21 protein-coding genes and 3 pseudogenes are annotated in these 25138 nt (G+C 60.6%); 18 read left to right on the top strand and 6 right to left on the bottom strand.

The genetic code is table 11. The features are described from left to right. Window positions 1-7: 7 nt before the first annotated feature. On the bottom strand, window positions 8-913 hold the full coding sequence (locus tag CV770_RS26275) for a LysR family transcriptional regulator (RefSeq protein WP_245453867.1): 906 nt from the start codon (window positions 911-913) through the stop codon (window positions 8-10). 161 nt (window positions 914-1074) lie between these two features. Between CV770_RS26275 and CV770_RS26270 the strand changes: the two genes are divergently transcribed. The 11 genes from CV770_RS26270 to CV770_RS26215 all read left to right on the top strand — a co-directional run bounded on the left by CV770_RS26270 (window position 1075) and on the right by CV770_RS26215 (window position 12998). Then, complete coding sequence (locus CV770_RS26270; protein ID WP_104464419.1) at window positions 1075-1998, top strand: VOC family protein; 924 nt, start codon at window positions 1075-1077, stop codon at window positions 1996-1998. Between the two features lie 130 nt (window positions 1999-2128). Then, entirely contained in the window at window positions 2129-2530 is a 402-nt protein-coding gene (locus tag CV770_RS26265; RefSeq protein WP_104464418.1) for a Rieske (2Fe-2S) protein, read from the top strand. 75 nt (window positions 2531-2605) lie between these two features. Continuing rightward, window positions 2606-3304 carry a FadR/GntR family transcriptional regulator gene (locus tag CV770_RS26260; RefSeq protein WP_104464417.1) on the top strand — a complete coding sequence of 233 codons (699 nt, stop codon included), beginning with the start codon at window positions 2606-2608 and terminating at the stop codon, window positions 3302-3304. A 165-nt stretch (window positions 3305-3469) separates the two neighbouring features. After that, window positions 3470-4468: an ornithine cyclodeaminase family protein gene (locus CV770_RS26255; protein WP_104464416.1), complete on the top strand. Its 999-nt coding sequence runs from the start codon at window positions 3470-3472 to the stop codon at window positions 4466-4468. 123 nt (window positions 4469-4591) lie between these two features. Further along, window positions 4592-5560, top strand: a complete 969-nt coding sequence (locus CV770_RS26250; RefSeq protein ID WP_201760048.1) for a dihydrodipicolinate synthase family protein — start codon at window positions 4592-4594, stop codon at window positions 5558-5560. 13 nt (window positions 5561-5573) lie between these two features. Then, a complete protein-coding gene (locus CV770_RS26245) occupies window positions 5574-7025 on the top strand; it encodes an NAD-dependent succinate-semialdehyde dehydrogenase (RefSeq protein WP_104464414.1) in 1452 nt (483 codons plus the stop codon). Window positions 7026-7114: 89 nt separating this feature from the next. Beyond that, a complete protein-coding gene (locus tag CV770_RS26240; RefSeq protein ID WP_104464413.1) occupies window positions 7115-8248 on the top strand; it encodes an FAD-dependent oxidoreductase in 1134 nt (377 codons plus the stop codon). A 59-nt stretch (window positions 8249-8307) separates the two neighbouring features. Continuing rightward, window positions 8308-9513 (top strand): MFS transporter, encoded by a 1206-nt coding sequence (locus CV770_RS26235; protein ID WP_146101352.1) that lies wholly within the window; start codon window positions 8308-8310, stop codon window positions 9511-9513. Window positions 9514-10232: 719 nt separating this feature from the next. After that, window positions 10233-10991, top strand: a complete 759-nt coding sequence (locus CV770_RS26225; RefSeq protein WP_104464410.1) for a SphA family protein — start codon at window positions 10233-10235, stop codon at window positions 10989-10991. Window positions 10992-11263: 272 nt separating this feature from the next. Then, window positions 11264-12487: an MFS transporter gene (locus CV770_RS26220; RefSeq protein ID WP_104464441.1), complete on the top strand. Its 1224-nt coding sequence runs from the start codon at window positions 11264-11266 to the stop codon at window positions 12485-12487. A gap of 25 nt (window positions 12488-12512) precedes the next feature. Next, a complete protein-coding gene (locus CV770_RS26215; RefSeq protein WP_104464409.1) occupies window positions 12513-12998 on the top strand; it encodes a PaaI family thioesterase in 486 nt (161 codons plus the stop codon). A gap of 17 nt (window positions 12999-13015) precedes the next feature. On the opposite strand, the gene CV770_RS26210 is transcribed toward CV770_RS26215, so the two are convergent. Beyond that, entirely contained in the window at window positions 13016-13654 is a 639-nt protein-coding gene (locus tag CV770_RS26210; protein ID WP_283811370.1) for a TetR/AcrR family transcriptional regulator, read from the bottom strand. A 234-nt stretch (window positions 13655-13888) separates the two neighbouring features. Between CV770_RS26210 and CV770_RS26205 the strand changes: the two genes are divergently transcribed. From CV770_RS26205 to paoC, 5 genes and pseudogenes are all read left to right on the top strand, one after another. After that, the gene (locus CV770_RS26205; protein WP_104464407.1) at window positions 13889-14887 is read left to right on the top strand and encodes a fumarylacetoacetate hydrolase family protein; all 999 of its coding nucleotides are present in this window, start codon (window positions 13889-13891) and stop codon (window positions 14885-14887) included. A gap of 77 nt (window positions 14888-14964) precedes the next feature. Next, window positions 14965-15498, top strand: a complete 534-nt coding sequence (locus CV770_RS26200) for a cupin domain-containing protein (protein WP_104464406.1) — start codon at window positions 14965-14967, stop codon at window positions 15496-15498. 22 nt (window positions 15499-15520) lie between these two features. Beyond that, entirely contained in the window at window positions 15521-16396 is an 876-nt protein-coding gene (locus CV770_RS26195; protein WP_104464405.1) for a beta-keto acid cleavage family enzyme, read from the top strand. Between the two features lie 330 nt (window positions 16397-16726). After that, a pseudogene (locus CV770_RS26185) lies at window positions 16727-17104 on the top strand (FAD binding domain-containing protein); the annotation flags it as partial. Beyond that, a pseudogene (paoC, locus tag CV770_RS26180) lies at window positions 17101-19318 on the top strand (aldehyde oxidoreductase molybdenum-binding subunit PaoC). The pseudogenes CV770_RS26185 and paoC, both read left to right, overlap by 4 nt. A 28-nt stretch (window positions 19319-19346) precedes the next feature. On the opposite strand, the pseudogene CV770_RS43450 reads toward paoC, so the two are convergent. From CV770_RS43450 to CV770_RS26165, 3 genes and pseudogenes are all read right to left on the bottom strand, one after another. Next, a pseudogene (locus CV770_RS43450) lies at window positions 19347-19493 on the bottom strand (oxidoreductase); the annotation flags it as partial. A gap of 690 nt (window positions 19494-20183) precedes the next feature. Beyond that, window positions 20184-20399, bottom strand: coding sequence for a hypothetical protein (locus CV770_RS26170; protein WP_104464404.1), 216 nt, complete (start codon window positions 20397-20399; stop codon window positions 20184-20186). Window positions 20400-21000: 601 nt separating this feature from the next. Continuing rightward, window positions 21001-22395: a sensor histidine kinase gene (locus tag CV770_RS26165; protein ID WP_210203161.1), complete on the bottom strand. Its 1395-nt coding sequence runs from the start codon at window positions 22393-22395 to the stop codon at window positions 21001-21003. Window positions 22396-22600: 205 nt separating this feature from the next. Here CV770_RS26165 and CV770_RS42205 point away from each other — a divergent pair, with 205 nt between their 5' ends. Next, window positions 22601-22786, top strand: coding sequence for a hypothetical protein (locus CV770_RS42205; protein WP_161500029.1), 186 nt, complete (start codon window positions 22601-22603; stop codon window positions 22784-22786). A gap of 66 nt (window positions 22787-22852) precedes the next feature. On the opposite strand, the gene CV770_RS26160 is transcribed toward CV770_RS42205, so the two are convergent. Beyond that, window positions 22853-23590 carry a response regulator transcription factor gene (locus CV770_RS26160; protein ID WP_245453866.1) on the bottom strand — a complete coding sequence of 246 codons (738 nt, stop codon included), beginning with the start codon at window positions 23588-23590 and terminating at the stop codon, window positions 22853-22855. A gap of 255 nt (window positions 23591-23845) precedes the next feature. Here CV770_RS26160 and ampH point away from each other — a divergent pair, with 255 nt between their 5' ends. After that, window positions 23846-25030 carry a D-alanyl-D-alanine-carboxypeptidase/endopeptidase AmpH gene (ampH, locus tag CV770_RS26155; RefSeq protein ID WP_245453865.1) on the top strand — a complete coding sequence of 395 codons (1185 nt, stop codon included), beginning with the start codon at window positions 23846-23848 and terminating at the stop codon, window positions 25028-25030. The last annotated feature ends 108 nt before the right edge of the window (window positions 25031-25138 follow it).

Here is a 25138-nt window from a genome sequence, read left to right as displayed (position 1 = left end):
CCCTCGGCTACTTCTTCTGCATCTTAGCGGCGGCTTGCTTGAAGATGTCCCGTATCCAGATAATGCCGGGGTCGCGGCTGCGATAGTGGTGCCACTGCATTTGCTGCTCGAACCGCTCCATCGGGAACGGGAGCTCGAGGACTGAAATGGAGAGGTGACGTGCCCAGAGTTGCGCGGTGCGGCGATGGACGACCGCTATGCGATCGGTCCCGACAACAAGGTGCGGTACGGAAGAAAAAGCGAAGGTCGAGATCTCCGTCCGCCGCGTGATCCCCAGTTGATCCAGGAGAACGGAATCGAGAGCGCCTCCCGTCGGCGAGGAAAGATATCGCACGTGACCTGCGGCTGCGAACGCTTTCCGGGTGAGCGGTCCCCGGCCGTACTTGCCGCGACGCCATGCCACGCAACAATAATCGTCGTCGAACAGCTTGATCGAGGGGTGTTCCGGCGAACACACGATACGTGGCGCGAGCAGAAGATCCGCCTCACCCCGTTCCAGATAGACGTTGGGTCGATCCGTCTGCCGCAAGAAATGGAAGCGGATGTGATCGCCGAAGGGGGCCGTGAGCTCGAGTACCGGCGGAATGATGGTGTGAAGCGAGTAGTCGGAGACGAGCAGGCGGAATTCACGGCTCGCCTGTTTGGGATCGAAATCAGGCTTCTTGGCCAAAGCGGCCTCGATGCGCGTGAGCACGTCGGCGATTTCGGGGCGCAGTATTTCCGCACGCACGGTCAGTTCCATTTTTTGACCAACGCGAACGAGCAGCGGATCGTCGAAATATTGCCGAAGCCGGCCAAGGGCGTTGCTCATCGCGGACTGGCTGAGGTTCATGCGCTCTGCCGTCTGGCTGATGGACTTTGTGACGATCAGGTGGTCGAGCGCGACGAGCAAGTTGAGATCGAGATTGTTCAACCGCAACTTCACCTCCTCAATTTATTGATTTAATGAATAGGTATGATTGAAACTATCCATTTTCTTGATGAATTGCCAGAGCATATGCTGATTTCACATCTCCCGCGCAATGCGTTCTTTGGATTGGCGGGTTCCGAAAAAGATAATTGAGGAGGATAACCGTGAAAATCGTCGGCCCCGATGAGCTCGTGTTCGGTGTTGATAGCGTGGAGGCGTGCGCCGCGTTCATCACCGATTTTGGATTGAAGCATGTCGGTGAGAAGGACGGCTCCGGGCTTTACGAGGCCCTGGATGGAACGGGCTTGTCTATCTATCCCAAGGATGATCCCAGCCTGCCGCCGCCGCTGCCGACCAGCAACATGCTCAGAAAGACGATCTATGGCGTCGAGGATCAGCAGACACTGGATCAAATCAAGGATGAACTCAGCAAGGACGGTCAAGTCCAAGTTCAGCCGGATGGCACGGTTGAAGCGGTGGACGACTTAGGGTTCGCGCTGGGCTTCCGCATTACGCGGCGCCGCAAGCTGACCCTGCTGCCGGAGCGCATCAATTCGCCCGGTGCTGCTCCCCAGCGTGGCTTCAACGAAATCGGCGCCAATGAGGACGCCGCGGCGTTGCCGCGAACCCTGTCGCACGTCGTCTATTTCGTGCCTGATGCGGCAAAGATGGAGGCCTTCTACATCCAGCGTCTCGGCTTTGCCGTGATGGACCGGTTCACCGGGGGCGGTCCATTCCTGCGCCCAGCTTCGAACACCGATCATCACACGCTATTCCTGATCCAAACTCCGGAATACATGAAGGGGATCGAGCATTTTGCGTTCCACATGCAAGGTCCGACCGAATTGATGCTTGCCGGATCGCGAATGGTGAAGAAGGGATACCAGTCGTTCTGGGGACCGGGCCGCCACAAGTTCGGCTCCAACTGGTTCTGGTATTTCAACAGCCCAATGGGCACCCACGCTGAATTCGACGCCGACATGGATGTCTTCGATGACAAGTGGGAGCCGCGCGTCTTGCCAATGAGGACCGAGCATTCTCAGATCTTCCTGCTGGAGCATCGGGAAAAATGGGCTCCGGGCGGCTAGGTCGCGGCCTGGTACCAACGGGCGCGGGAGAAGGGGGCTCCCGCGGCCGTATGCTTGTTCCGTGAAATTGCGAGGTAGGATGTTGACACAATGATGCGGGAATTTCCTCTGCCTCTGCGCGGGGCTTGATTTGAGCGCGTACAAAACGAAGCCGCTGACCAAAGTGCTATGCTGTCTTTCGGATCTGGAGGATGGACAAGCTCGCGGATTTGACCCGTTCAAAAAGGGGCACGACACCGTGTTTGTCGTGCGCAGGAGCGACAAGGTCTATGCCTATCTGGACGTATGTCCGCACTATGGCAGCACGCCGCTTCCCTGGAAGAAGAACGCTTATCTGACCAGAGACGCGCAGCACATTTTCTGCAGCGCGCATGGCGCAACGTTCGATATTGAAACCGGCACTTGCACGCTGGGCCCGTGCGTAGGCCAATCGCTGACCTCAGTGCAGGTCGCAATCTCCCAGGCGGGGGAGATCCGGCTTTTCCTCGAACCGGGGGATGGCCCGATCCGCACACCGGTTGCCACCGGCTGACCCTTCTGACGGTGATCACGTTCGCTCACAAGGCGCGGCCTTGTCATTCGGCCGGAATTGGTTGATATTGGGCGAATGGATGAAATCTCTGATTCCCGTCAACCCGCTATTGAAATCCTCCGTAGCTATCTGAAGGAGCGCGGCTTCCGCCCCAACGAACAATTGCCTCCCGAGCGCCAGCTCGCCGAAGACCTGAACCTGACACGTAGTCGCCTGCGCACGTCTCTGGCGAGGCTTGAACGTGAGGGAGTGATCTGGAGGCATGTCGGGCAGGGTACGTTCATGAGCCCGCGGGCGGAATCGCAGGGCTTGGCTCAGTTTGCGGACGCCGGCCCAACCCTGGAAACCAACCCAGCTGAGATCCTGGAGACCAGGCTTACGCTCGAGCCGCAGATTGCCTTCCTTGCGGCGCAGCGCGCGACTGGCAGTGATGTCGAAAGGATCGAGGAAATCCTCGAAAAATCGAAGGAAATAGAGGCTTGGGAGGAGTGGCGCGAACTCGACAAGGCGTTTCATCTCGCCATCGCGCAGGCTTCCAAGAACCAGCTGCTGCTGAAAATTCTGGTGATGATTCAGGAAAGCCAGACCCAGAGAAATTGGGGGCGGCTCTCCGACTTGCCGTCCGCGATTGCTAGGCGCAGCCATATTACGCACGAGCATGATGCGATCTTTCACGCCATCCAGTCGCGAGAAGCTCGCGATGCTGCGGTTCTCATGCGCCGACATCTCGAGGAAGTGCGCAAGGCCCTGCTGGGCCCGTTCGCGCCGATCTGACCCCAAAAACGTAAGCCTCGCAGCATCCTTGTGTCGGCATCGGGCTCCAGGCCTGCCGATTGCTATTTCCGATTAGGCTAACGCTCAAATTGGTTGATTGACTCTTCCAAATTGGTCGATTATTGATCTGAATTGGGTGGAAATTGGTTATGCAAGGATTGCGCTTTGACGGTATCAAATGCGGCCGTGAGCTTCGTGCCGGCCTCGGCAGTTTTGGAGATCCTAGACTGGAACCAGGTCATTGAAAGCCTGTCTCGCGCCTATTCCGTGCCGCACGGGCCGATGGTCAGTCCGCTTCGGACAGTGGCGCGGAATGGCCGGATTTGGCTCAGAAGCCTGACGGCGATTCCACCGGGTGCGCGCTTCATGGGCGGCAAGCTGTTCGGCATGGGGCCGAAGCCGGCGATCAACTATCTGATCCCACTGTTCGAGCAGGAAACCGGCGAGCTGCGCGCGCTAGTCGACGGTGCGTTCATCACCAGCTTCCGCACCGCCTCCACCTCCGCGGCAGCGCTCGACGTGCTTGCACCGAAAGAGGATTTGGTCGTTGGCATGATTGGTAGCGGCCAGGAAGCCGTAGCCCATGCCCGCGCGATTCACGCCATTCGCAAGATTCGCGAGCTGCGCATCTTTAGCCCCACGCCGGAAAGCAGGGCGCGCTTTGCAAAAACATTTCAGGCCGAGACCGGCGTCACTTGCGTCGCGGCAGACACGCCTGAGGATGCCGTAAGGCCGGCGACCCTCGTGGTCGCGGCAGCGCGCTCGCGCGACGAGTCGCCGATCCTGTACGGTGACTGGCTGGATAATTGCCGGGCCGTGGTCTCGGTCGGATCAACCGTGCCCGAACAGCGCGAAATCGACACCAGCGTGGTCGCTCGCTCCGATCTGATCGTGTGCGACGTGCATGACGAGGTCATGCACGAAACCGGTGACATGATCGCGGCGAAGGAAGCCGGCGTCACCTTCGAACAGAAATGCGTATCGCTCAATGATCTCTTGTGCGGAAAGGTCGCGGACAGGGTCAGAAGTGCGCGAATGCCGATGTTCAAGAGCGTCGGCGCCGGTATCCAGGACATCGTCTGCGCCGAGCTTGCTTATGAGCTTGCGGACAAAGCCGGTCGTCTCGTTCCGTTGCCGATCGAGTTCTACAGGAAGACGATCTAGCGTAGGGCTCTGCGTCTCTCTTGGTGGAGGGTTGAGACTGGCCGTGCATGTTCGGCAGTCCGGGAGGAGATAGAAGTGGCTTCTTATTCGAAAAATGAAACACGCGGCTGGACCCGCGAAAGGATGATCGGTGCTGTGAACTGCACCATCCCTTCCTTCACCGCGGATCTGAACCGCATCAACGAAAAAGCGATTCGCCACGATGTCGCGCTCGCCAAGAAGCACGGTTTCGTCGGGTCGCTTGCCATCGGTGAAGTCAGCATCACGCTCCCAGAATACGTCGATTTCGTCCGGATCATGAAGGAGGAGGCCGGCAAGGACTTCTACGTCATGCATCATGCAAGCTGGAATACGCTCGAGCAGAACATCGAGGCCGTGCAGCTCGCTGAGCGCGCCGGAGCTGACTACGTGCTCCTGACCTATCCCGCAAACTTTTATCCGCAGTCCGAAGATGAGATCTTCCAGTACACCAAGGCGTTCTGCGATGCGACGAATCTCGGTGTCCTGCTGTTTCCGATGGCGATCTGGGGATTTTCGCGGCTGCATCCGGCCGACATCTCATCGAGTCTGATCCGGCGCATGCTGGACGCCTGCCCGAACATCGGCGCCATCAAGGCGGAGGGCGGCCATCCCTCGATCATGAGCGTGATCGAATGCCATCGGCTGTTCGGCGAAGAAGTGGTGATCTCGATGCCGCTGGAATGGGATCTCATCCCGTTGTCACAGCTGTTTCCAATCCAGCTCTCGGCGACTTCGGACCACGAATTCTGGGGCCCGCTGATCCCGCAGGTCATGAAGCTGCTGCGCGAGCGCAAATTCGACGAGGCGACCGAAATCTACTGGCGCATGCATCCGGCTCGCAAGGTGAAGAACCAGATGACCCAGTCGATGACGGGCGCGTTCATGCTGAACCGCATGCAGTGGAAATTCCAGGGCTGGTTGCAGGGCTACAATGGTGGCCCATTGCGGGGGCCGACGCCGAGGTTGCACGAAAATCACATGCTTGCGCTGCGCAACGCGCAACGGGCCTCGGGTCTCAATCCCAGTGAGGATCCGCTCCACGAGTACTTCATTGGCCGCAATCCCTCCTGACCAGGGTGAGGACATGACGATTGCCAGGAAATATCAGTCCGGCCGCCACCCTATCCTGATCGGAGATTGGCGGGATAGCGAAACTGGCGCGACGATCGAGGTCCGAAATCCCTCGAATGATGAAGTGATCGCTCATGTCGCCAACGCCGGCGTGGCGGACGCGCTTGCTGCCGTAGATGCCGCCGCGGCCGCCGCGCCGGCGTGGGCCGCCACGTCGCCGCGCCAAAGGGCCGAAATCCTGCGCAAATGCTTCGAACTGATGATAGCAGAGGAGAGGGAGTTGGCGCGCCTGATCTCGCTCGAGAATGGCAAGGCTTACTCAGACGCGCTGGGGGAGGTACGCTACGCTGCCGAGTTCTTTCGCTGGTACAGCGAGGAAACGCCGAGGATCATCGGCGAGATGAGCCTGGCGCCTTCGGGACAGAACCATATTCTCGTATCCTATGAGCCCGTAGGCATTGCCGTCCTGGTGACGCCCTGGAATTTTCCCGCAGCCATGGCCACGCGCAAGATGGCGCCGGCCCTTGCTGCCGGCTGCACCTGCGTGCTCAAGCCTGCGACGGAAACTCCGCTGACCGCACTCGCGATCGCTGAAATCATGCTGAAGGCGGGCGTCCCAAAGGGCGCGATCAATGTGATCGTGACCTCTCAGTCGGGCAAGTCGGTTGGTGCGATGTTGCACGACCCGCGCGTGCGGACTGTCTCATTCACTGGCTCAACCGACGTCGGTCGTATTCTGCTGAGAGAGGCCGCCGACCAGGTTCTCACCACGTCGATGGAGCTTGGTGGCAACGCCCCGTTTCTGGTTTGTCATGATGCGAACCTCAACGCCGCCCTCGACGGCGCCATGGTCGCGAAGATGCGCAACGGCGGAGAAGCATGCACGGCAGCAAACAGGTTCTACGTAGCGCGCAATCTCTACGAAGACTTCACTCAAGGGCTGGCCAGACGGATGTCGGGGCTCAAGATCGGTGACGGGGCAAACGAGGATACGCAGCTCGGCCCAATGGTGAATGCCGAGGCCGTGTTGAAGATCGACGAACTCGTCCGGGATGCCATCGCGCGCGGCGCGCGCGTCGTTACCGGCGGGCACCGGCTCAACCGCCCAGGCCATTTCTATGCACCCACAGTCCTCGCCGACGTCCCTGAGAATGCAGCCATCCTGAAGAACGAAATCTTCGGACCCGTTGCGCCCATCGTGCCGTTCGACGACGAGGCGCACGCCATGAAACTCGCCAACGACACCGAATTCGGACTGATCTCCTATTTGTACACCGAGGATCTGAAGCGAGGTTTGCGCCTGTCGGGGCAACTGCAGAGCGGCATGGTTGCGCTCAACAGGGGGCTGGCGTCTGACCCTGCCGCACCCTTCGGCGGCAGCAAGGCAAGCGGTCTGGGGCGCGAAGGTTCGACCGAAGGCATCAAGGAATATCTCGAAACCAAGTACATCGCGGTCTCGCTGTAGCGAGCGATGAGGAGTGGTTTGCTGATCATTGCGTGGCCCGTGTAGGACGCGCGAGCCAAAAAATAGAATACCACGAGGAGGAGGATAACATGGGCGCGGTGAAGAAGGCTTTCGTCGTGGGCGGCGGGATCGGCGGCTTGACGGTCGCCCATGCGCTTCAGCGGACAGGTGTATCCACCAGAGTCATTGAAATGGGCGACAGGCGTGACCGGATCGGCACCGGCATTACGCTGCTAGGGAATGCCTTGCGAGCACTCGCCGAACTGGGATTGGTGGATGCCTGCCTCGAAGGCGGCTATGGTTGGGACATCGTGTCGGTGCGCGATGGTGCGGGAACGGTCCTGAGCGAGCAATCATCGCCAAGAATTTGGGACCCCAATCGTCCGGCTGCGCTGGGGATCATGCGCCCGCGTTTGGGGCAGGTCCTGGAGGACTTTGCGACGAAGAGCGGCGCGAAGATCGATTTCAATACAACGGTCACCCAGATTGATCAGGACGACAATGGGGTGACGGTTCACCTATCGAACGGCGAGACAGATCGCGCCGATCTGCTGATTGCCGCGGATGGTGTTTATTCGAAGATGCGCCAGAAAATCTTCGGCGAAGAGTTCAAGCCGCATTATGCCGGCCAGGGGGTATGGCGTTACACGGTCTCCCGCACCGAGGCCATGAATGGCTTCGTCCTATACCGTCTTCCGACAGGTCGCATGGTGGGCTCGCTGCCGCTGTCGAAGGAATTGTGCTACCTGTTCTTCCTGGAAAGCACGGATGAAAAGCTTCGCATCCCGCAAGATCAGGTGTGCGATTATCTCCGTAATCTGCTCGCCCCCTTTACGGCGCCCGAACTGGTCACGGCTGCTGAAATGGTCGGCGCGGACAAGCACATAAGCTACCGCCCATTCGATGTCTTGATGATGCCGGCTCCCTGGCACCGTGGCCGTGTCGTGCTGCTGGGCGATGCCGCCCATTCGCTGACGCCGCAAATGACGTCCGGCGGCGGTATGGCGATTGAGGATGCGCTGGTTCTCTCTCAGGAGCTGGATCGGAACGACGATCTGGAGACTGCGCTCGTGGGCTATTGCCGTCGGCGCGAGGAAAGGGCGAGGCGCGTATACGACATCGCATACGCCATTTGCCGGGAAGAACGCAAACCGGAGCATGGTCGGGACTATTCGATGGGCCTTCTTCGCGAAGGCTACGCGTTCCTGGCCGCGCCTGTCTGAATCAGCGACCAAGCTGAATTCTCGACTATCGAAAAAAAACATTATCAGAGGAGGGATGCGTGACGAGACAAGCGGGGGCGTTGCAGGGCTGGATTTTGACCACTGCACCATGGATGACCGTGTTCGGAGTGGTTCTGCTATCGCCAGTTCTGCCCTTCATGATGAAGGATTTCGCACATCTACCGAATGCGCAACTGCTCGTTACGACGGTGCTTGCCGGGCCTGCGGTAATCATCGCGCTCCTTTCCCCCTTCGTTGGGGTTTTGGTGAGAAAATTCGGGCGCAAGCACTCTTTAATGGCTGCCATTGTCGTTTACGCGATCGCGGGATCCGCACCGTTTTGGCTCAACGACATCTATCACATCATCGCCAGCCGCATGATCGTCGGCGCTACAGAGGCGATATTGACCGCGGTTGCCACCGTCTTGACCGTGGATTACTTTTCAGGTCGGGCACGTGAGCGATGGCTCGCGTTTCAGTTCGGTTCTGCGTCCGTGATCGCTGTGTTCGCGTTCGGCTTGGGCGGCGCCTTGGGCGGGCTGGCTTCGGGTTGGCACACGCCGTTTCTCGTCTACGGCTCCATGATCTTGCTGTTACCGCTTTTCTTTTTCTTCCTGTGGGAGCCGACCAATCCGGTCGATCAGTTTACCGAAGGCGCTCGGGCATCGGGGGCATTCCCTTGGCGAAACATCGCACCGCTTTGGGTGATGACGATGTTCGCTTCCATCGCCTTTTATGTGGTTCCCGTTCAGCTTAGCTTCGTTCTGAATTCGCGCGGCTTCACGACGCCCGAAAGCATCGGTTTCGCAAGCGCTATTGCCAACCTCGGCGTTCCGCTCGGGTCCTATCTTTTCCAGGCTTTCGCGCGTCAACCCGTAATGCGTCTGCTGACCTGCGGGTTGGTCTTGTTTGCAGGTGGATTCGCGATCGTTTCGGCGGCCGCGTCTCCTCAGGTTACAGTCGTTGGAGCGTTCATCGCGTGCGTCGGGGGAGGCCTCGTCATCCCGCTCCATTTGACGTGGATCATGTCCAGGCTTCCTTTCGAGCAACGGGGGCTCGGGTCTGGCGGGTTCGCCGGCGCGTTCTATATCGGACAGTTCTTCAGTCCGGTTATCGCGGGCGTTCTCGCCGCGGGGCTCGGCGGGCTCGACGCTGCCATCGGCATATTTGGATGGACCGCCGGCGCGGCCGCGCTCATCGCTCTGGTCTGCAGCCTGACTCCGTTGGGCGGGACCATCAGGCTTGAACTGGCAGAAGCACAGTAGGGCGACCGGGCCGATGTTGTTGATCGCGCGTCAAATCAAAGCAGCGCGGTCGCTCCTCGGTTGGGAGCAGCATGATCTCGCGGTGCGGTCGGGAGTGGCCATCTCGACCGTCCGCCGGCTGGAAGGCTTCAAGGATGCGCCCTTGGGCGCGCATGTCGAGACCGTCACGAAGATACGTCGAGCATTCGAAGCCGCGGGGATCGAGTTTCTGGGCAGCCCAAGCCCGGGAGTGAGGCTCTCTGCCGGACCGTCAACGAGTGTTGCAACGCCCCAAGTAAAGTAAATCGTATGCTGCAATCTATTACTTGTACCTAAAATACAAGTTCGTTGTCGTAAAGTAACGTCTTGGAATATTTAAGTATTAATGCGCCGTAGATATTGATGAGGCGCAAATTTTGTACTGCTGTACCCCCGCAATCCGCTTGGCGGAAACTGGCGCACAGTTCCGTTGAAACGGACGTTCAAGAACGCGGGAGGGGAATGATGAAGAAGCGCAACGCAGCAGTCGTGGCTGGAGTGCTGACATTGTCGGCTGTTGCTACGGTCGCAAACGCGTATGAGTTTGGATCATCCGGTTGGGCTCAGAAGCCCGGAATCGTTCTCGGAGCTGCCGCCGCGGCACCGCCGCCAGGGCTTTACGGCTTCGATCAGATGTTCACCTATCAATCGAAGCTGGTCGGTCCGGGAGCTCCGGTTAACCCGGGGGGGCGTCGACCGGCGTGAAGGCCGACGTCTTCGCGCAAGGCCTGCTCTGGGTGCCGGGCTGGAATTTTCTCGGCGCTTCCTACAACGTCGTTGGGGTGGTGCCATTCATTTCAGCGAGCGTTGGTCCTCCGATCGATATCAACCCGTCGGGTTTGCACAACATGTTCCTGGCGAACGAGTTGAGCTGGAGACTGGGTGATAGCGGTTTCTTCGTGAAAGCCGGCTTAGGCATGTATGTGCCGACGGGCACTCTGCAGGGGCCGGCCGGCCTCTCCAATGTGGGGAACCCCTGGTGGACATTCCAGCCGAACTTGGTCGTTTCCTACTTGAAAGATGGGTGGAATCTCACGGTCAACGTGTTCGACGAGATCAACACGGCAAATTCTCGGACGAGCTACCGCAGCGGTGATGTGCTCCACGCGGAATTCACGGCAACAAAGACCATCGGGAAGTGGACGTTTGGCCCGGTTGCATACTACGCGGGACAAATAACCGACGACAGGTCGAGTGCCTTCTACGGCGGCGCCATCAACGTCAATCGCTACAACATCTGGGCTGCCGGCGGTATGGTCGGGTACGATTTCGGCCCGGCGAGCATCTCGGTCTGGGGCACACAGGAGCTATCATCGACCGCTTCGGGTGGCACAGCGGGTCCCCCGGGAATAGACACGGCTTCGATCACCAAGGGCTTCTCCGTCTTCGCCCAGCTCAATTATCGCATCTGGGCGCCTGACGCTCCGGCTTCTCCGGCGCTCCCGCGCTTCCACAAGTAGCGCGTTGTTTCGGCCGAGGGCGTCGTCATCGCGACGCCCTCGGGTAGTTTGACCTGCCAGGGATTTCTATTTCGAGCCCGCCTGCCAGGTACGATGTGGCGGCTTAGGCTCGCTTGAACATTAGAGAGCCTCGGCTACTTCCGCGTCCTCGCTTCGAGCTTCAAGCCGCCTTGCCCATGCATTGGAGCGCGGGACGCCTTGACCGCGTAATTTCGAAACGATACGATTAGTAAATAAAAATAAACCTGATGCGGAGTTCGCGGGAGGAAGGGATGGAGGGCGAAACTAGTTCGCAAAGTGAGCTTTGGCGCGGCCGAAACCTGATTGCAGGCTGCCTGCTCGGCATGATGATGAGCGTCTCATCGATCTATTTCTACACCGCGGGCCTGTTTCTCAAGCCGCTGGCCGCGGAGTTCGGCTGGACTCGTGGAATGGCCTCGCTCGGGCCGCTGGTCGGAATTCTGACCATTGGCGTCGCGAGTCCCTTTGCGGGGCGCCTGGTGGACCGTTTCGGCGCTTTGCGGATGGCGTTGTTGTCGGCAGCAGGGTTGGCCTTCTCATTCCTGGCATTGGGAATTGCGACCGAGGGGCTGGTCAGCTTCCTTCTTCTCACTTTGGTGCTTGCTATTCTTGGCAGTGCGACGACCCCGGTTTCTTACGGGCGCATGGTCGTCGGCAATTTTCCGAGGCGCTTGGGGCTCGTGTACGGGATTGTCTATTGCGGACCCGGACTTGCCGCCCTGATGTTTCCCTCTCTGGTCGGCCGGCTACTCGGTGCGTACGGATGGAGGGGCGCCTACATGGGATTGGCCGCGCTGACCCTCGGCACGATTCCGATCATCACGCTCTTGTTGAAGAGTCAGGCGGGGCGCGAAAAATCTGATCCCGGCGCGACAAAGCGGAATTGGGGCTTGTACGTCGACCGGCGCTTCATGCTGCTCGCCGCCATCTTCCTGCTGGCCTCGACCGGCATCTTCGGTACGATCGTCCACTTCGTTCCAATGTTGACGGACCGTGGTATCGCGCCAGCAACTGCTGTGGGATTGGCCGGCCTGATCGGCTTCGCAGTCATTGCCGGGCGACTGATCACGGGATTCCTCCTGGACATCGTCGAAACGAACCTGCTTGCGGCCGCAATCTTCCTATTGTCCGCCTGCGGGGTGCTCATGTTGGCATCGGGTAGCCCGGAACTGATCTTGCCGGGAACTCTGGCCATGGGCTTCACCATTGGATCGGAGTTCGATCTAGCTCTTTTCCTGGTCGGCAGACGCTTCCCGCCCTCTCACTTCAGCACGCTATTTGGCGGCATCTATCTCGCGGTGTCGATCGGCGGTGGGGGTGGACCGATTCTGGCCGGGACGCTCTACGACCGGGCCGGTAACTATCTCCCCTGGTTTGCGGTCGCGGTAACCTGCTTGCTCGTCGCGTTCGCTCTTTGCCTGGTCGGTCGCTTCTCGGTCTTCCGTGACCGTGCGATCGCCCCGAGCGCTGCGTAATCTCGATAGCAACGCGGAATCAACGATGAACCTGGACCAGATACTTTTACGCCAACACCAATCGGGAGATGGGTTGCCGGCCACGGTCAAGTCGAGCGCTCTCGCCGAATCGCTAGGTACCAAACTCGAAAAAATCGAGATCGCAGGATCTCGCATCGAACTGTCGTTTGTCGTCGGCCGGCAGTTCCTGCAGGCCGAGGACGTCGTTCACGGCGGCATGGTTGCGACCATGCTGGACTTCGCCATGGCCTATGCGGCGCTGTTGGCAATTCCTGACCGGCTCTCGGTCGCCACGATCAATATGAATATCTCTTGTCTGAGATCAGCAAGACCGGGTGACTTCAGGGCAGTTGCTGAGGTCGAGCGCTGCGGAAAAACTGTCGTGTTCGCACGGGCGCAGCTTCTGGACCGCGAGAACGAGGCCGTGGCCACCGCAGTGTCCTCGCTGGCCATCGTGGCCCCGCGTCGCAAGCAGATCAATGAACCTTTCGCTGGCGCGGAGATTGCGTAGACGTGCGGGCCCGCGAACTATTTTCTTGATTTCGGCCGTGACGTCTTCGATTTGACATCGGTCGAGAATAACGAGTCGACGGTTCCGCAAAGAAGCTCGATGAACTCTCCATCGAGGGGTTGGCCGAAAATCAAGCGTCGATAGATTGGCGAGTACAGCATCTCGACGGCCCATGCGGCATCGATGTCCGGCCTGAACAGTCCTTCCTGCTGTCCCCGCTCGAAGGTTTCCTGAACGAGACGCCGACGGTTCTTGGCAAAGCGCTCGTTGAATTCTGCCAACAGCGCGTTGTTGTCGTGACCCTCGCACAGGATCTGCACGACCAGCTTTCCGGCCCGCCCGCTGAAATATTGCGCAAGGGAGGTGAGGTGCCGCTTGATCGCCGTCCGCGGGTCAACTGCGGTCGGCATTGGCGTATTGCTGAAGTGGGATTCCATGAACGCGTCGATGACCAGCGCGCCTTTGCTGTCCCACCACCGATAGATCGTTGCTTTGGAAACCCTTGCGTCCCGCGCGACAGTCTCGATGGCGAGATCGCCGACTGACACGGTCTGTAGCAGGCTCATCGTAGCCGACAGTATCGACCGCCTGGAGGCGAGATCGCGCGGCCTTCCGATTGGTCTTGGATCCGATGCCTCGGGGTCTTGCGGACTCATTGGTCCGCGTGCGGCAGCCCCCTTGGACGCGCGCTTTGCTTGAACGGTTGATGCCATGGCCAGTGTCGAGCAACTCAAATGGAAAATCGAGCCTATCCGTTTCCGTAGCACGGCGTCATGTCTTTCGACAAACGGTCCCCGCGAGTCTTGTTGAAAGCCGGCACGGGGGCGAACTTGACATCCGATCCGACAATAGATACGATCCGTATCGTATAATAATATCGGAGGAAAGACGTGAAACTCGGACGAATTTCAGTCGCAACGCCGTTCGGATCCGTGACCCGTCTTGTCGCGGTGGACATCGCGAAGAGCAGGGTGATCGACCTTGCAACCGCGGAGATCCTGCGGCTGCGGGCGAAGGGCGCCACGCAGGAAGCTGCCCAGCGGTTCGCGTCCGCGATCTTCCCCGGCAGCATGTCGGCTGCGATCGCTCTCGGCGACATTTTCCTGGAGACTGCTCACGAGGCCGTACAGGCGCGCGCCGATGATGCCTCTACCGCAATCTCAAGCGTGAACTGGCTGAGCGCGATCGATCCGCCAGTCATCCGGGATGGCCTCACCTTCGTCAAGCACATCAAGCAATTCCATGAGCGCATTGGGGCCGAGCCGACCGAGGCGCTGCTCGAGATTCCGGGCTACTTCAAGGGTACGCCGTTCACCGCCGTCGGGCACGATGCCGAAGTGCCCAAGCCGTTCTATACCGATTATTTCGACTACGAATTGGAGCTTGGCTACATCGTCGGGCGCGTCTGCCACAACCTGACGCCCGACGAGGCGCAGCGGGCGATCTTCGGCGTGACGATCTTCAACGATTTCAGCGCGCGCGACATCCAGAAGCTCGAGATGAAGATCGGCATGGGCCCCGGAAAGGGCAAGGATTGTGCCTTCGGTATCGGTCCGTGGATCGTAACGATGGATGAGATCGGCCGTCTTGATGATCTTGAGATGGCGGTTCGCATCAACGGCAAGGAATGTTCGCGCGGCGATAGTGCCGAGACTATTTGGACGCCCGGTGAGTCGCTGGCTTACATGTCGATCTCGGAATACGTGCAGCCGGGAGACCTGTTTGCTTCGGGCACCGTCGGCAACGGATCCGGTCTGGAGATCGGCCGGAAACTTGAAGCCGGCGACGTCCTTGAACTCGAGGTCTCTCGGATCGGTACGCTTCGCACCAAGATCGGACCTCCGGAAGAAAAGCGCTGGTGGCCCGAGAAGCGCCAGAAGTTCTGGTGATCCGCCTGAGACAGCCCGGTCAGGGCTGGTAGCGCCCGAACCCAATCCGCTCAGATCCAATCGAGAATTACATCATCATGGCAAAACCCGTTCGCCGTATCGTGACCGGCCATCGCGCCGATGGCCGGTCGGTCATTGTCTTCGATGGTGCAGCACCCAACGTGCATGTTGTGCCGGGGACACCGGGGTTGGCAGGAACCGTAATCTGGGTTGCCGACAAAACTCCCGCGGACATCGTGCAGCAGGAGGAAACCGCTCCAGGGGATCGCACTCTCCCCATCGAGCCTCCGGCCGGAGGGAACGTTCTGCGTATCGCCGAATTCCCGCCGGACAGCCTCTACTCTCGCGACGAACTCGAGAGGTTCAGGGCGGGGATCGGCAGCCCCGAAGCCTTCGACACCAAGGCGCGGCACTTCTTCTTCCACAAGACGCATACGCTCGACTACGCGATCGTGCTGGAGGGAGAGATCTGGGCCTTGCTCGACGAGGGCGAGACGCTGATGCGGCCCGGCGATGTCTTGATCCAGCGCGGTACCAACCATGCGTGGTCCAATCGTTCCGACAGGATCGCCAGGGTCGCCTTCGTGCTGATCGACGCCGAGCACCAGTAAGAGTTGGGAGCAGCGTGAGTCGATGTCCAATCCGACCATCATTACCTGCGCTCTGACCGGTGCGGGGGACACCGTCGGCAGGAGTCCGGCGGTCCCTGTCACGCCAAAGCAGATCGCCGATCAAGCCATTGATGCGGCCAATGCCGGAGCTGCGGTCGTGCACATTCATGTGCGCGACCCCGCGACGGGCGCACCGTCGGTCGAATTCGACCTTTACGCGGAGGTCGTGGAGCGCATCAGGGGGGCCTCGACGGGTGTCATCATCAACCTGACCAGCGGACCGGGCTCCCTATATGCTCCAGATGGTTTGCGGCTGCAGCCAGCCCCTGGAGTCAACCCACCCATGACGCCACAGCAGCGGCTTGACCATATCCTCAAGCTCAAGCCGGAAATCTGCAGCCTCGACGTGGCGACGTTGAACTTCGGACGAATAGCTATGGTCAACCTCGTGAGCGATCTCGAGTTCATGGGGCGAACGATATCCGACGCCGGCATCAAGCCGGAGATTGAGGTCTTCGATCTCGGCCACATACGATTGGCCAAACATCTGCTGGAAATTGGGGTGCTGAAAGCTCCCACCTTCTTCCAGTTCTGTCTCGGCGTATCCTGGGGCGCGCCGGCCCAAGCCGACGTGCTGCAGCTGATGCGCAGCATGCTGCCATCCGGAGCGCTCTGGAGTGCCTTCGGCATTTCGCATGACCAGTTCAAGATCGCCGCCGCGGCGTGCGAGCTTGGCGGGCACGTGCGCGTCGGCCTCGAGGACAATCTCTACATCGCCAAAGGTAAGCTTGCCGGGAGCAACGCGGAGCTTGTCGAAGAGGCGGCTCGGATTGTGACGCGGCACGGATCGAGGCCGGCTTCGCCTAGCGAGGCGAGGAAGCTGTTGCTCGGCAGCTAACTCGCTTGCGCGCGCGATCCACGCACTCACTGCCGGGCTGAACAAGGAGCAACGCGCGATCGTCGACGCTGGTCTGCTGGTGCAGGTGGACGATCCTTTTCTCGCGGATCCTCACCGTCACATCGACGCTCGCGATCCATGCCTGCATTGCGGACCTGCTGACTGAGGAGACCGCCGTCACCGGCTATAGCGTCGGCGAGATGGCGGCGTGGAGCATCGCGGGAATCTGGACCGCCGACGAAGCGCTGCGGCTCACTGATATTCGCGCCCGGCTGATGGAAGATGTCGCTGAAACGGCTGGCCGATTGGGCTATATCCGCGGGCTCGGCGATGGCAGATCTTCATCGTCTTCCCGGAGATACTCCGCACCTGGAGACCTCGCTTGCACCGGGCGAACTGATCACCGCGGTGACACTGCCGCCTCCGATCGGCGGCCGGCGCGTCTACCGCGACCGCGCATCCTATGCGTTCGCCCTGGTCTCCGTCGCGGCGGTGCTCCAGCGCGACGGCACCGGCCACGTGGCGGTCGGCGGCATCGCTCCGAAGCCGTGGCGCGTCGAGGCGGCCGAGACCGAACTGCCGCGCGGAGCCAAGGGATTTTCTGCCCGCTTGCTTGCCGATGCGAGGCCCACCCAGAGCAATGCGTTCAAGGTGCCGCTCGTGGAGCGGACCGTTGCCGCAGCCATGAACGAAGCGAGGCAGCCATGAAGTTCGATACACCTGCGCAAACCAATCCCATCGATCGTCTGCGCGTCGTCGGGCGGCCGCACCCGCGCATCGATGGTCCGCTGAAGACCACCGGCAGGGCGACCTATGCCTACGAGCACAATGATGTCGTTGGCCATCCGGCCTACGGTGCCATCGTGGGCTCCGCAATCGGGAAGGGGCGCGTCGAGAAGTTTCATCTGGATGAGGCGCAGCGTGCGCCTGGCGTCCTCGCGATCGTCACGGCTGAGAACGCGGGCAAGATAGGCAAGGGCAAGTTCAATACCGCCAAGCTGCTTGGCGGTCCTGAGGTCGACCATTACCACCAGGCAATCGCCGTGGTCGTGGCTGAAACTTTCGAACATGCGCGTGCCGCTGCCGCTTTGGTCCGGGTCGACTACGCACCTACAGCAGGCAGGTTCGATCTCGATGAGGCGCTTAAGAATGCAGCTCTCGCCACCGATCCAAACGGTACCGACAAAGATGCGCCGCCGGAAAACCGCACAGGTGATTTTGAAAAAGCTTTCTCTGAGGCTCCGGTCAAGCTGGACGCGCATTACACGACTCCGGATCAGAGTCATTCGATGTCGGAACCGCACGCGTCGATTGCCAACTGGGCCGGCGACAAGCTGACCATCTGGACGTCGAGCCAAATGATAGATTGGGGCAGAACAGATCTCGCGGCCACGCTCGGCATCGCGAAGGAGAACATCCGCTTCATTTCGCCCTATATCGGCGGCGGTTTCGGCTGCAAATTGTTCCTGCGTTCCGATGCCGTCATGGCGGCTCTCGGGGCGAAGGCGGCCGGTCGTCCCGTCAAGGTCGCGCTGCCGCGGCCGATGATCCCGAACAACAAGACGCATCGGCCTGCCATCAGCCAGCGCATACGCATCGGTGCCGCCAAGAACGGACAAATCTTGGCGATCGCCCATGAAAGCGGATCGGGCGACCAGCCGGGCGGGCAGCCGGAAACGGCGATCAACCAGACTAGGCTCCTATACGCGGGGCCAATCGTCTCACATCGATGCGGCTCGCCGTCCTGGATCTCCCCGAAGGAAACTCGATGCGGGCTCCCGGCGAGGCGCCAGGAATGATGGCACTCGAGATCGCCATGGACGAGCTGGCCGAAAAACTTGGTATGGATCCGCTCGAGCTCCGTGTTCGCAACGACACTCAAGTCGACCCCGAGAACACGAAGCGTCCGTTCTCTGAGCGCAACCTCGTTCGCTGTTTGCGTGACGGTGCCGAGCGCTTCGGCTGGAAGAATCGGAACTCGGTCCCCGGCAAGGGGCGCGATGGCGATTGGCTCGTCGGAATGGGTGTGGCGGCCGCCTTCCGGAACAATCTTCTCGTGGTTCCGGCGCACGTGTTCGTCTGGGGCGCGACGGGCAGATCACGGTCGAGACGGACATGACAGACATCGGAACTGGAAGCTACACGATCATCGCGCAGACCGCGGCGGAGATGATGGGCGTCGATATCGGACGGGTGGCGGTCCGGCTTGGCGATTCATCCTTCCCGGTCTCGTCCGGGTCCGGCGGCCAATTCGGCGTGAATAGTTCGACCTCGGGCATCTATGCCGCGTGCGTTAAGCTGCGAGAGGCCGTCGCGCAGAAGCTGGGTTTCAACTCCGAGGATACGACCTTCGCCGACGGAGAGGTGCGCGGCGGCAACCGTTCCGCCCGACTCGTCGATGCTGCCCGCGACGGCGAGCTCGTAGTCGAGGATAAGATGGAGTGGGGTGATCTCAACAAGACCTACCAGCAATCGACATTCGGAGCTCACTTCATCGAGGCCGCCGTGGACAGCTTCACCGGCGAAATCCGGATCCGCCGCATGCTGGCGGTGTGCGCGGCCGGCCGCATCCTCAATCCCACGACCGCTCGGAGCCAGGTGATCGGAGCCATGACCATGGGGGCGGGCGCCGCATTGATGGAAGAGCTCGCCGTCGACAAGCGGCGCGGCTTTTTCGTCAACCACGACTTCGCCGGCTACGAGGTGCCGGTTCATGCCGACATACCGCATCAGGAGGTAATCTTCCTCGAGGAGGCTGACGACCAGGTTTCCCCGATGAAGGCAAAGGGCGTCGCCGAGCTCGGCATCTGCGGGGTGGCCGCCGCTGTCGCCAATGCTGTTTACAATGCGACGGGCGTGCGCATTCGCGACTATCCCGTGACGCTGGATAAACATATTGAGGCTCTGCCGCCGGTGTCATGATTCGCATCACTAGCGTACGCTTCGTGCGTCATTCAGCCGGCGACAGACCTGGATCGATACCGGTCAGGGCTATGGATACATCCCAAAGCCGCCCCGCAAGCGCAGGGTCAAGCGCCTCGGCCGATCGGAAAGCCTCCCCTGAAGCGCCTCTGACGCCGCGAAACTGTTGGGGACCCATCACACGCCTCTTAATCAGCGGCTCTAGCGGAATCCTTCGCTCGCGGGGGCGGTCAGAATCGGAACGTCCGCGCCGGCCCGATCGTCGACATTCTCGACTTTGTCGCGATCCAGGCGGCGAGGCCTCTCAGAATTCACTTGGCTCACTTTGTGAGGGCCCCCACGCCGAAGACTGAATAAGGTATCTCAGCTCCGATGGGTGTGGGGAAGGGCGGTAGCGCTCTCCCGCTACCAAATCCAGCGTAACCCCTTGATTTCCCAGGCTTGGCCGATCGATGTTTCGACGCGAGGGATGTCTCATTGATACATCCGGAACGGTCGCAGATCAAATTCCGGGGCCAAACCGATCGCACAACATGACGCCGGTGAACGAGCCACCCCAGCGACAGCGCTTCATCGCCGCCGATCAGTCCTTCAGCGATTGAAGCGGCCGTTGGTGCAAATCTTTCTGTTGGCGGATAACGTATCGTAGTCGCCGCTGCGTAGGAAACGACAGATCGACGTCTGCATGTCTACCCCAAGGTCTGAAGTTGCTACGCCGGCTCCGCCATTCGGCCTCTTCCAAGCTCACCATGGGTTCCGTCATTGCGGCGTGTGCCGGCAAATAGCGCGCGCCCGTGTCGGAGAATACCATGCGGAACGACGTCAGGCCGTCCACGATGTCGGCTCCGGCAAAAATAGAGAGGTATCATGAAGGGGCGAGCCCGCCGAAGACGTGGATGGGCCTGTAGACGTCATTCGCATCAAGCAACGCGCGCAGACGGGCAACGAATGTCAACCTCTCAAAGAAAGTGCCGCCGGCTTCCTTCTCCGTCACGCCGACGATATCAAAAAGCGAGAGCGATCTGGCGAGCTCCGCAATCAACTCTATGGTGAGTCTCTCGCCGTCGCGAGGCTTTAGCAAGAAGGCGCTTCCAAGCCTCTGGTCACTTGCTTCATGTGCGGCGACAATCTATTCCCCGATCGTCAATTCCGTGCGGTCGTAGCTAACGGCAATAACGGGCTTGCGACGTCGATCCCCCTCAACGTTTCGGCGTGGAGCTCGGGCGACCAAGGAAACGCCGCGTGATCAACGTTACCGCCTCGAAGCTTGCCCTCCTCGTCGACGAGTTTTTCGCAACCGCCGCTGTCAACGATGATCAGTTGCGCCGTGAAGCGCGACCCTAGATCAAATATCCATGTGAATTTCCCAACGAGGGTGTGACGTTCGGGACGCAGGGCTCGCGGGTTGCGCGTGCGATTTACAATGCACGTGTAACCTATTGATCTATATAGGCCGATTGAATGATCATTTTACAGCTAAGTACCTGTTTGTGTTCGTAGAACATGAGACTCTTAATCAGCGGGTCCCAGGTTCGAGCCCTGGTGCGCCCACCATCGCGAAATCAAGCACTTACAGCTGATCTGGGATTCGCCATTCCAACAAGCTGGTCAGCGGCTGTGACGGCAAGCCAGCTGCATTTGTCGGCGCCTCGTGGCCCAGCTCAAGTGGCAGGCCAGATAGCTCAGATGCGCCGCGCGGACTCAGCGACAGAGCCTGATCGGGGGATATCGAATGTCAGTGTCGTTCCGTCTGATCCGGAGCGGATGTCGAATGTCGCCCCGATCCTGCCTGCGCGCTTGCGCAGGCTGATGAGGCCCGTACCGCCGGTCCTCGGCTGCGCGGCATCGAAGCCGCGGCCGTTGTCCTCGATCGTCAGGCGCAGCCGGTCATCCCGCCTTCGCAGCCCGATATGAATGCGGCTTGCTTCGCTGTGCTTCAGCGCATTGGTCAGGCTCTCCTGCAGGATGCGCATCCAGTCCAGGCCGAGCCGCGATGGCAAACGATGGGTCGCGAGCCCGTCCGTGTCCCATACGCAGGCGATACCGCGACTTTCGCAGAGCAGCGTGAAACGACTGCGCAGCGGCGCCAGCCATTCGGAGAGATCTTGCTCCTCGGTCTGATATCCAGTCGAGACGTCGATCACGGCGCGCAGTTCCTCGCGCAGCTCCTTCAGGACGGAAAGAAAGCGATCACCGCTCATCGTCATCGGCGAGTGCTCGAGCAGCGCGATGTTATTGACCAGTGTGCCGCCCAGTCCATCATGCAGGTTGTGCGCGAGGTTCGCACGTTCATCGAGGCGCGTATTGGCGAGCGCCAGCTCGTGTTGCTGACTCAGAGTGAGCGCGAGTTCCTCCCGCGTCGCCGTTATCTTGCCGACCAGTTCCTCGTTGAACCGCTCGATACGCTTGAGACTGGCGACATAGTGCCAGGCCAGGACAAATGCCATGCTGGCGAGCCGAAATTGCGACAGGCCGGCGGAAGCGTACATGGTCCCGCTGATGACGCCGCTGAACAAGGCGACGTCATAGACGCCGCCGCCGAAGATGATCATGTTGACGATGTTGAGAACGATATGGTCGATGCGACGGCTCTTCCACGTCAGACCTAGGAACAGGAAGCATGCGATGAAATAAACGATGGTTGCCGCAAGCGAAAGGATGATACGCGTGGTCGCGATCTGGTGCGGCGGTGCGAGCGCCATCCAGAGGGTGCCGGCGGCAAAACCCAGCCACAAACCTCCCTCAACGAAGCGAAAATGCCGTCCCGCAAAACGGATGCAAAACATCGCGAAGGTGGCGACGGTCGCCATGAAAGCGATCATCGTGAACCGCGCCGATCCGTCGGTCGTCGCAAACGGCCATGGGCTGATCGCGACATAATTATAGCTATAGAGCGCCCAGGCGATCGACATCAGCGCGTACCAGCCGTACGCGGTCTCAGAACGGCGCATCGTCCAGACGACGAGGAAAAATCCGCCCAGCGTCAGCGTCACGGCAAGGCTGACGAGCGGCAGGTCATGCCGCAGCAGTTCGGCTCCGGCGAAGTGGGACTTGAGCTCGGCGGCGTCGCCGATCATGACCTCGCCGAGCCCGGGTTGATACGCGGACAATCCGGAGATGCGAACGAGCAGGACGTTGTCCTTGTCGCGCAGAAGCTCGGCCGGCAATCGGAAGTAGCGCGACACATTCCAGGAGCGGGAGAGCGGTTCAACCAGGCTGGCGTCCCGATCCAGCATCGCGCCGTTCAACCATGCCGCGCCGGCGAGTGTCCAGTAGTCGAACATGACCGCGATCGGCCGCGAACTGTCGGCATGGTCGAAGGTCAATCGATACCAGGTGACGCCGTCGAAACCCCGCCAGCGTCGGCTCCAGTCGTCCGGCAGCGTGACCTTGACCCAACCGCTGGCCGGAGGCGTGTCCGCGTCCCAGCCGGACTGCACCGCTTCGACGGCTTTGAACGAGGGCTGAGGCAGCTCGCCGGCGAAAGCGATCTCACCGAAGATCAGCAATGCCACAATGAGGAAGAAGAACCGGCTAGGCGAGCAGGCCATGCATCCGCGCTTCGTACACGGCTTCAGTCCGCGAACCGACAGCCAGCTTCTTGTAGACGTTCTTGATGTGGCACTCGACGGTCAGCCGCGACAGCGTCAGCGCCGAGGCGATTTCCTGGTTGGTCAGCCCCTTGGCGACGAACCCGAGGATCTCGACCTCGCGCGCGGTGAGGATCGGACGCTTGGCCGTGGCCGGTCGGCTGGGTGCGTGAACAGCCGGATTGATCATGCCAAGAATGCGCTTGGCGACGAAGGGGTCGATTGGAGCGCCGCCGCGCAACGTGCTGCGGATCGAGAGCGAGATTTCGATATCGTCTCGCTCCTTGAGCAGATAGCCGGTGGCGCCGGCCTGCAGCGCCTCGAGGATGACATGCTCGTGGCTCCAGGCCGAGATCACCAGGATCGGCAGGGCGCCATCCTGCCCGTGCAGATCGCGGATCAGGTCGATGCCATTGCCGTCGGGCAGGCCGACATCGATCAGCACCATCGCAAAGGGCTGGTCGGCAAGGCAGGTGTGGGCGTCCGCGATGCTGACGGCGAAGCGCAGCGCCTCTTCGGCATAACCGAGGTCCATGAGAATGGACTTCAGCCGCGCATGCATGACCGGCTCGTCTTCGACGAGCAGCAGCGGGCTCGGAAGCAGCGGGTCGGAATTCTCTGGAGCGCGCGCGCTCATCTTTGCCTTGCTCTGGATCAAGAAGCTGCGGTGACGAAGCCGCATCAAACTCTACATGATCTGTCAGGAAACAGAAGCCACGGAGCGGCGTTTACGAATTGTTATTCTTACTTGGATGGCAAGAGATGCCTACCTGATTTCAGGTATTTCGTTTTTTTGGATTTATGGAAATTTGAGCGAGGTTGGCCGAATCTGTCGGCAGCTATTCTTCGATCTTGCAGTGACCTCGCATGTCGCCTTGCGCCACAGGTCCGGCCGGACGACGGGCGTCGGTGCGAGACGATGTCAGGTGGAGGCGCCGTGCCGCTTCGGCGCGCGGTGGAGAGCAGGGCGCGCATGTGGAAGATTGCGGTGTTGGCTGTTGCGGTGGTCGCGGAGCTGGGTGGTTCGCTCGTCGCCGTTCGGGCCGAGGATCTCGCCCTGCATGACGCCGTATCGATGACGGGCGTAGCGATGTTCCTCAATTCCGGCGCGCCGGGCCTGATCGTCGCCGTCGTGCGCGGAGACGATAGCGTCGTCCAGGGCTATGGCGAGACCGCGCCCGGCAGCAAGGTCGAGCCGGATGGAAAATCCATCGTCAGGCTCGGATCGGTCTCGAAAGTCTTCGCAACCGATCTGCTGGCCGCGATGGCGGCCGAAGGGCGCGTCGGTCTCACGGATCCGCTGTCGCGCTACGCCCCGGTGGGCGTCACGATCAAATCGTTCGGCGACCAGCCGTTCAGTCTGCTCGACCTTGCCACTCATTCGGCGGGTCTGCCGCGGGAACTGCGCGATCCGTCCGTGAAGGAGGACGACGGCAATCCCTTCCTGGCGTTCCGGCGGGACTACTATTGGAAATGGCTAGAGCAGAACGCGCCGGCTTACACGCCCGGCACTACGGCGATGTATTCGAATTTCGGTTTCGGGTTGTTGGGCGAAGCCTTGGCGAAGGCCGGGGGCAGGCCCTATTCCGACCTGCTGCGGGACAAGGTCGTCGGTCCGCTCGGCTTGAGCGACACCACCACGCGCCTGTCGGATCGGCAGAAGCCGCGCCTGATGGTCGGCCTCGATCCTTTCAACAAGCCGGATCCGAATTGGGAGGTGCCGCAGATCATGTTCGCCAGCGCGGGCGTGTATGCGACAGCGGACGACATGGTCCGCTGGATGCGCTGGCATCTGGCGAATGACGAAAAATCCCGCGCGGCGCTGTCTTTCGCCCATGCGCTCTGGCGTCCGCATGACGGCCTGTCGCGCGTGGTCGGCGCCGAAGTGACGGGGTCGGACGGCATGGCGCTTGGCTGGATCGTCAGCCGTCCGCGCGACGGCGTGCCGCTGCTGCTCGGCAAGAGCGGCGGCATCGGCGGCTTCATGACCTATGTGGTGCTGTCGCCGAACCGCAAGCTGGGAATCTTCGTGGCCGCAAGCCGCGTCAACTTCGCGATGTTCGAGGGGCTGCGGACGGCGGTGCGCGGGCTTGCGGCCGAGCTTGCGCCGGCCGGGCCTTAGGCAAGCGAGCAGCCGCGGTGAGCAATTCTCCAGCAAACTGGAAACGGCAGCGGCAAACCAGGAACAGGCCATGAAGCTGGTCTATGGACGTCGGGGGCAGTCTCCGCA

Source organism: Bradyrhizobium sp. AC87j1, assembly GCF_002936975.1.
In the GTDB taxonomy this organism is placed as follows: Bacteria; Pseudomonadota; Alphaproteobacteria; order Rhizobiales; family Xanthobacteraceae; genus Bradyrhizobium; species Bradyrhizobium shewense.
The sequence above is the reverse complement of the archived record's forward strand: the minus strand, read 5'-3'. Positions and strand labels throughout refer to the sequence as shown.

Excerpts from the sequence above, each read along its gene's own strand:
- CV770_RS26260 (WP_104464417.1), top strand. The coding sequence starts at position 2,606 with ATGGATGAAATCTCTGATTCCCGTCAACCCGCTATTGAAATCCTCCGT.
- CV770_RS26250 (WP_201760048.1), top strand. The coding sequence starts at position 4,592 with ATGATCGGTGCTGTGAACTGCACCATCCCTTCCTTCACCGCGGATCTG.
- CV770_RS26245 (WP_104464414.1), top strand. The coding sequence starts at position 5,574 with ATGACGATTGCCAGGAAATATCAGTCCGGCCGCCACCCTATCCTGATC.
- CV770_RS26240 (WP_104464413.1), top strand. The coding sequence starts at position 7,115 with ATGGGCGCGGTGAAGAAGGCTTTCGTCGTGGGCGGCGGGATCGGCGGC.
- CV770_RS26220 (WP_104464441.1), top strand. The coding sequence starts at position 11,264 with ATGGAGGGCGAAACTAGTTCGCAAAGTGAGCTTTGGCGCGGCCGAAAC.
- CV770_RS26215 (WP_104464409.1), top strand. The coding sequence starts at position 12,513 with ATGAACCTGGACCAGATACTTTTACGCCAACACCAATCGGGAGATGGG.
- CV770_RS26210 (WP_283811370.1), bottom strand. The coding sequence starts at position 13,654 with ATGAGTCCGCAAGACCCCGAGGCATCGGATCCAAGACCAATCGGAAGG.
- CV770_RS26200 (WP_104464406.1), top strand. The coding sequence starts at position 14,965 with ATGGCAAAACCCGTTCGCCGTATCGTGACCGGCCATCGCGCCGATGGC.
- CV770_RS26195 (WP_104464405.1), top strand. The coding sequence starts at position 15,521 with ATGTCCAATCCGACCATCATTACCTGCGCTCTGACCGGTGCGGGGGAC.
- CV770_RS26165 (WP_210203161.1), bottom strand. The coding sequence starts at position 22,395 with ATGATCGGCGACGCCGCCGAGCTCAAGTCCCACTTCGCCGGAGCCGAA.
- CV770_RS42205 (WP_161500029.1), top strand. The coding sequence starts at position 22,601 with ATGACCGCGATCGGCCGCGAACTGTCGGCATGGTCGAAGGTCAATCGA.
- CV770_RS26160 (WP_245453866.1), bottom strand. The coding sequence starts at position 23,590 with ATGCGGCTTCGTCACCGCAGCTTCTTGATCCAGAGCAAGGCAAAGATG.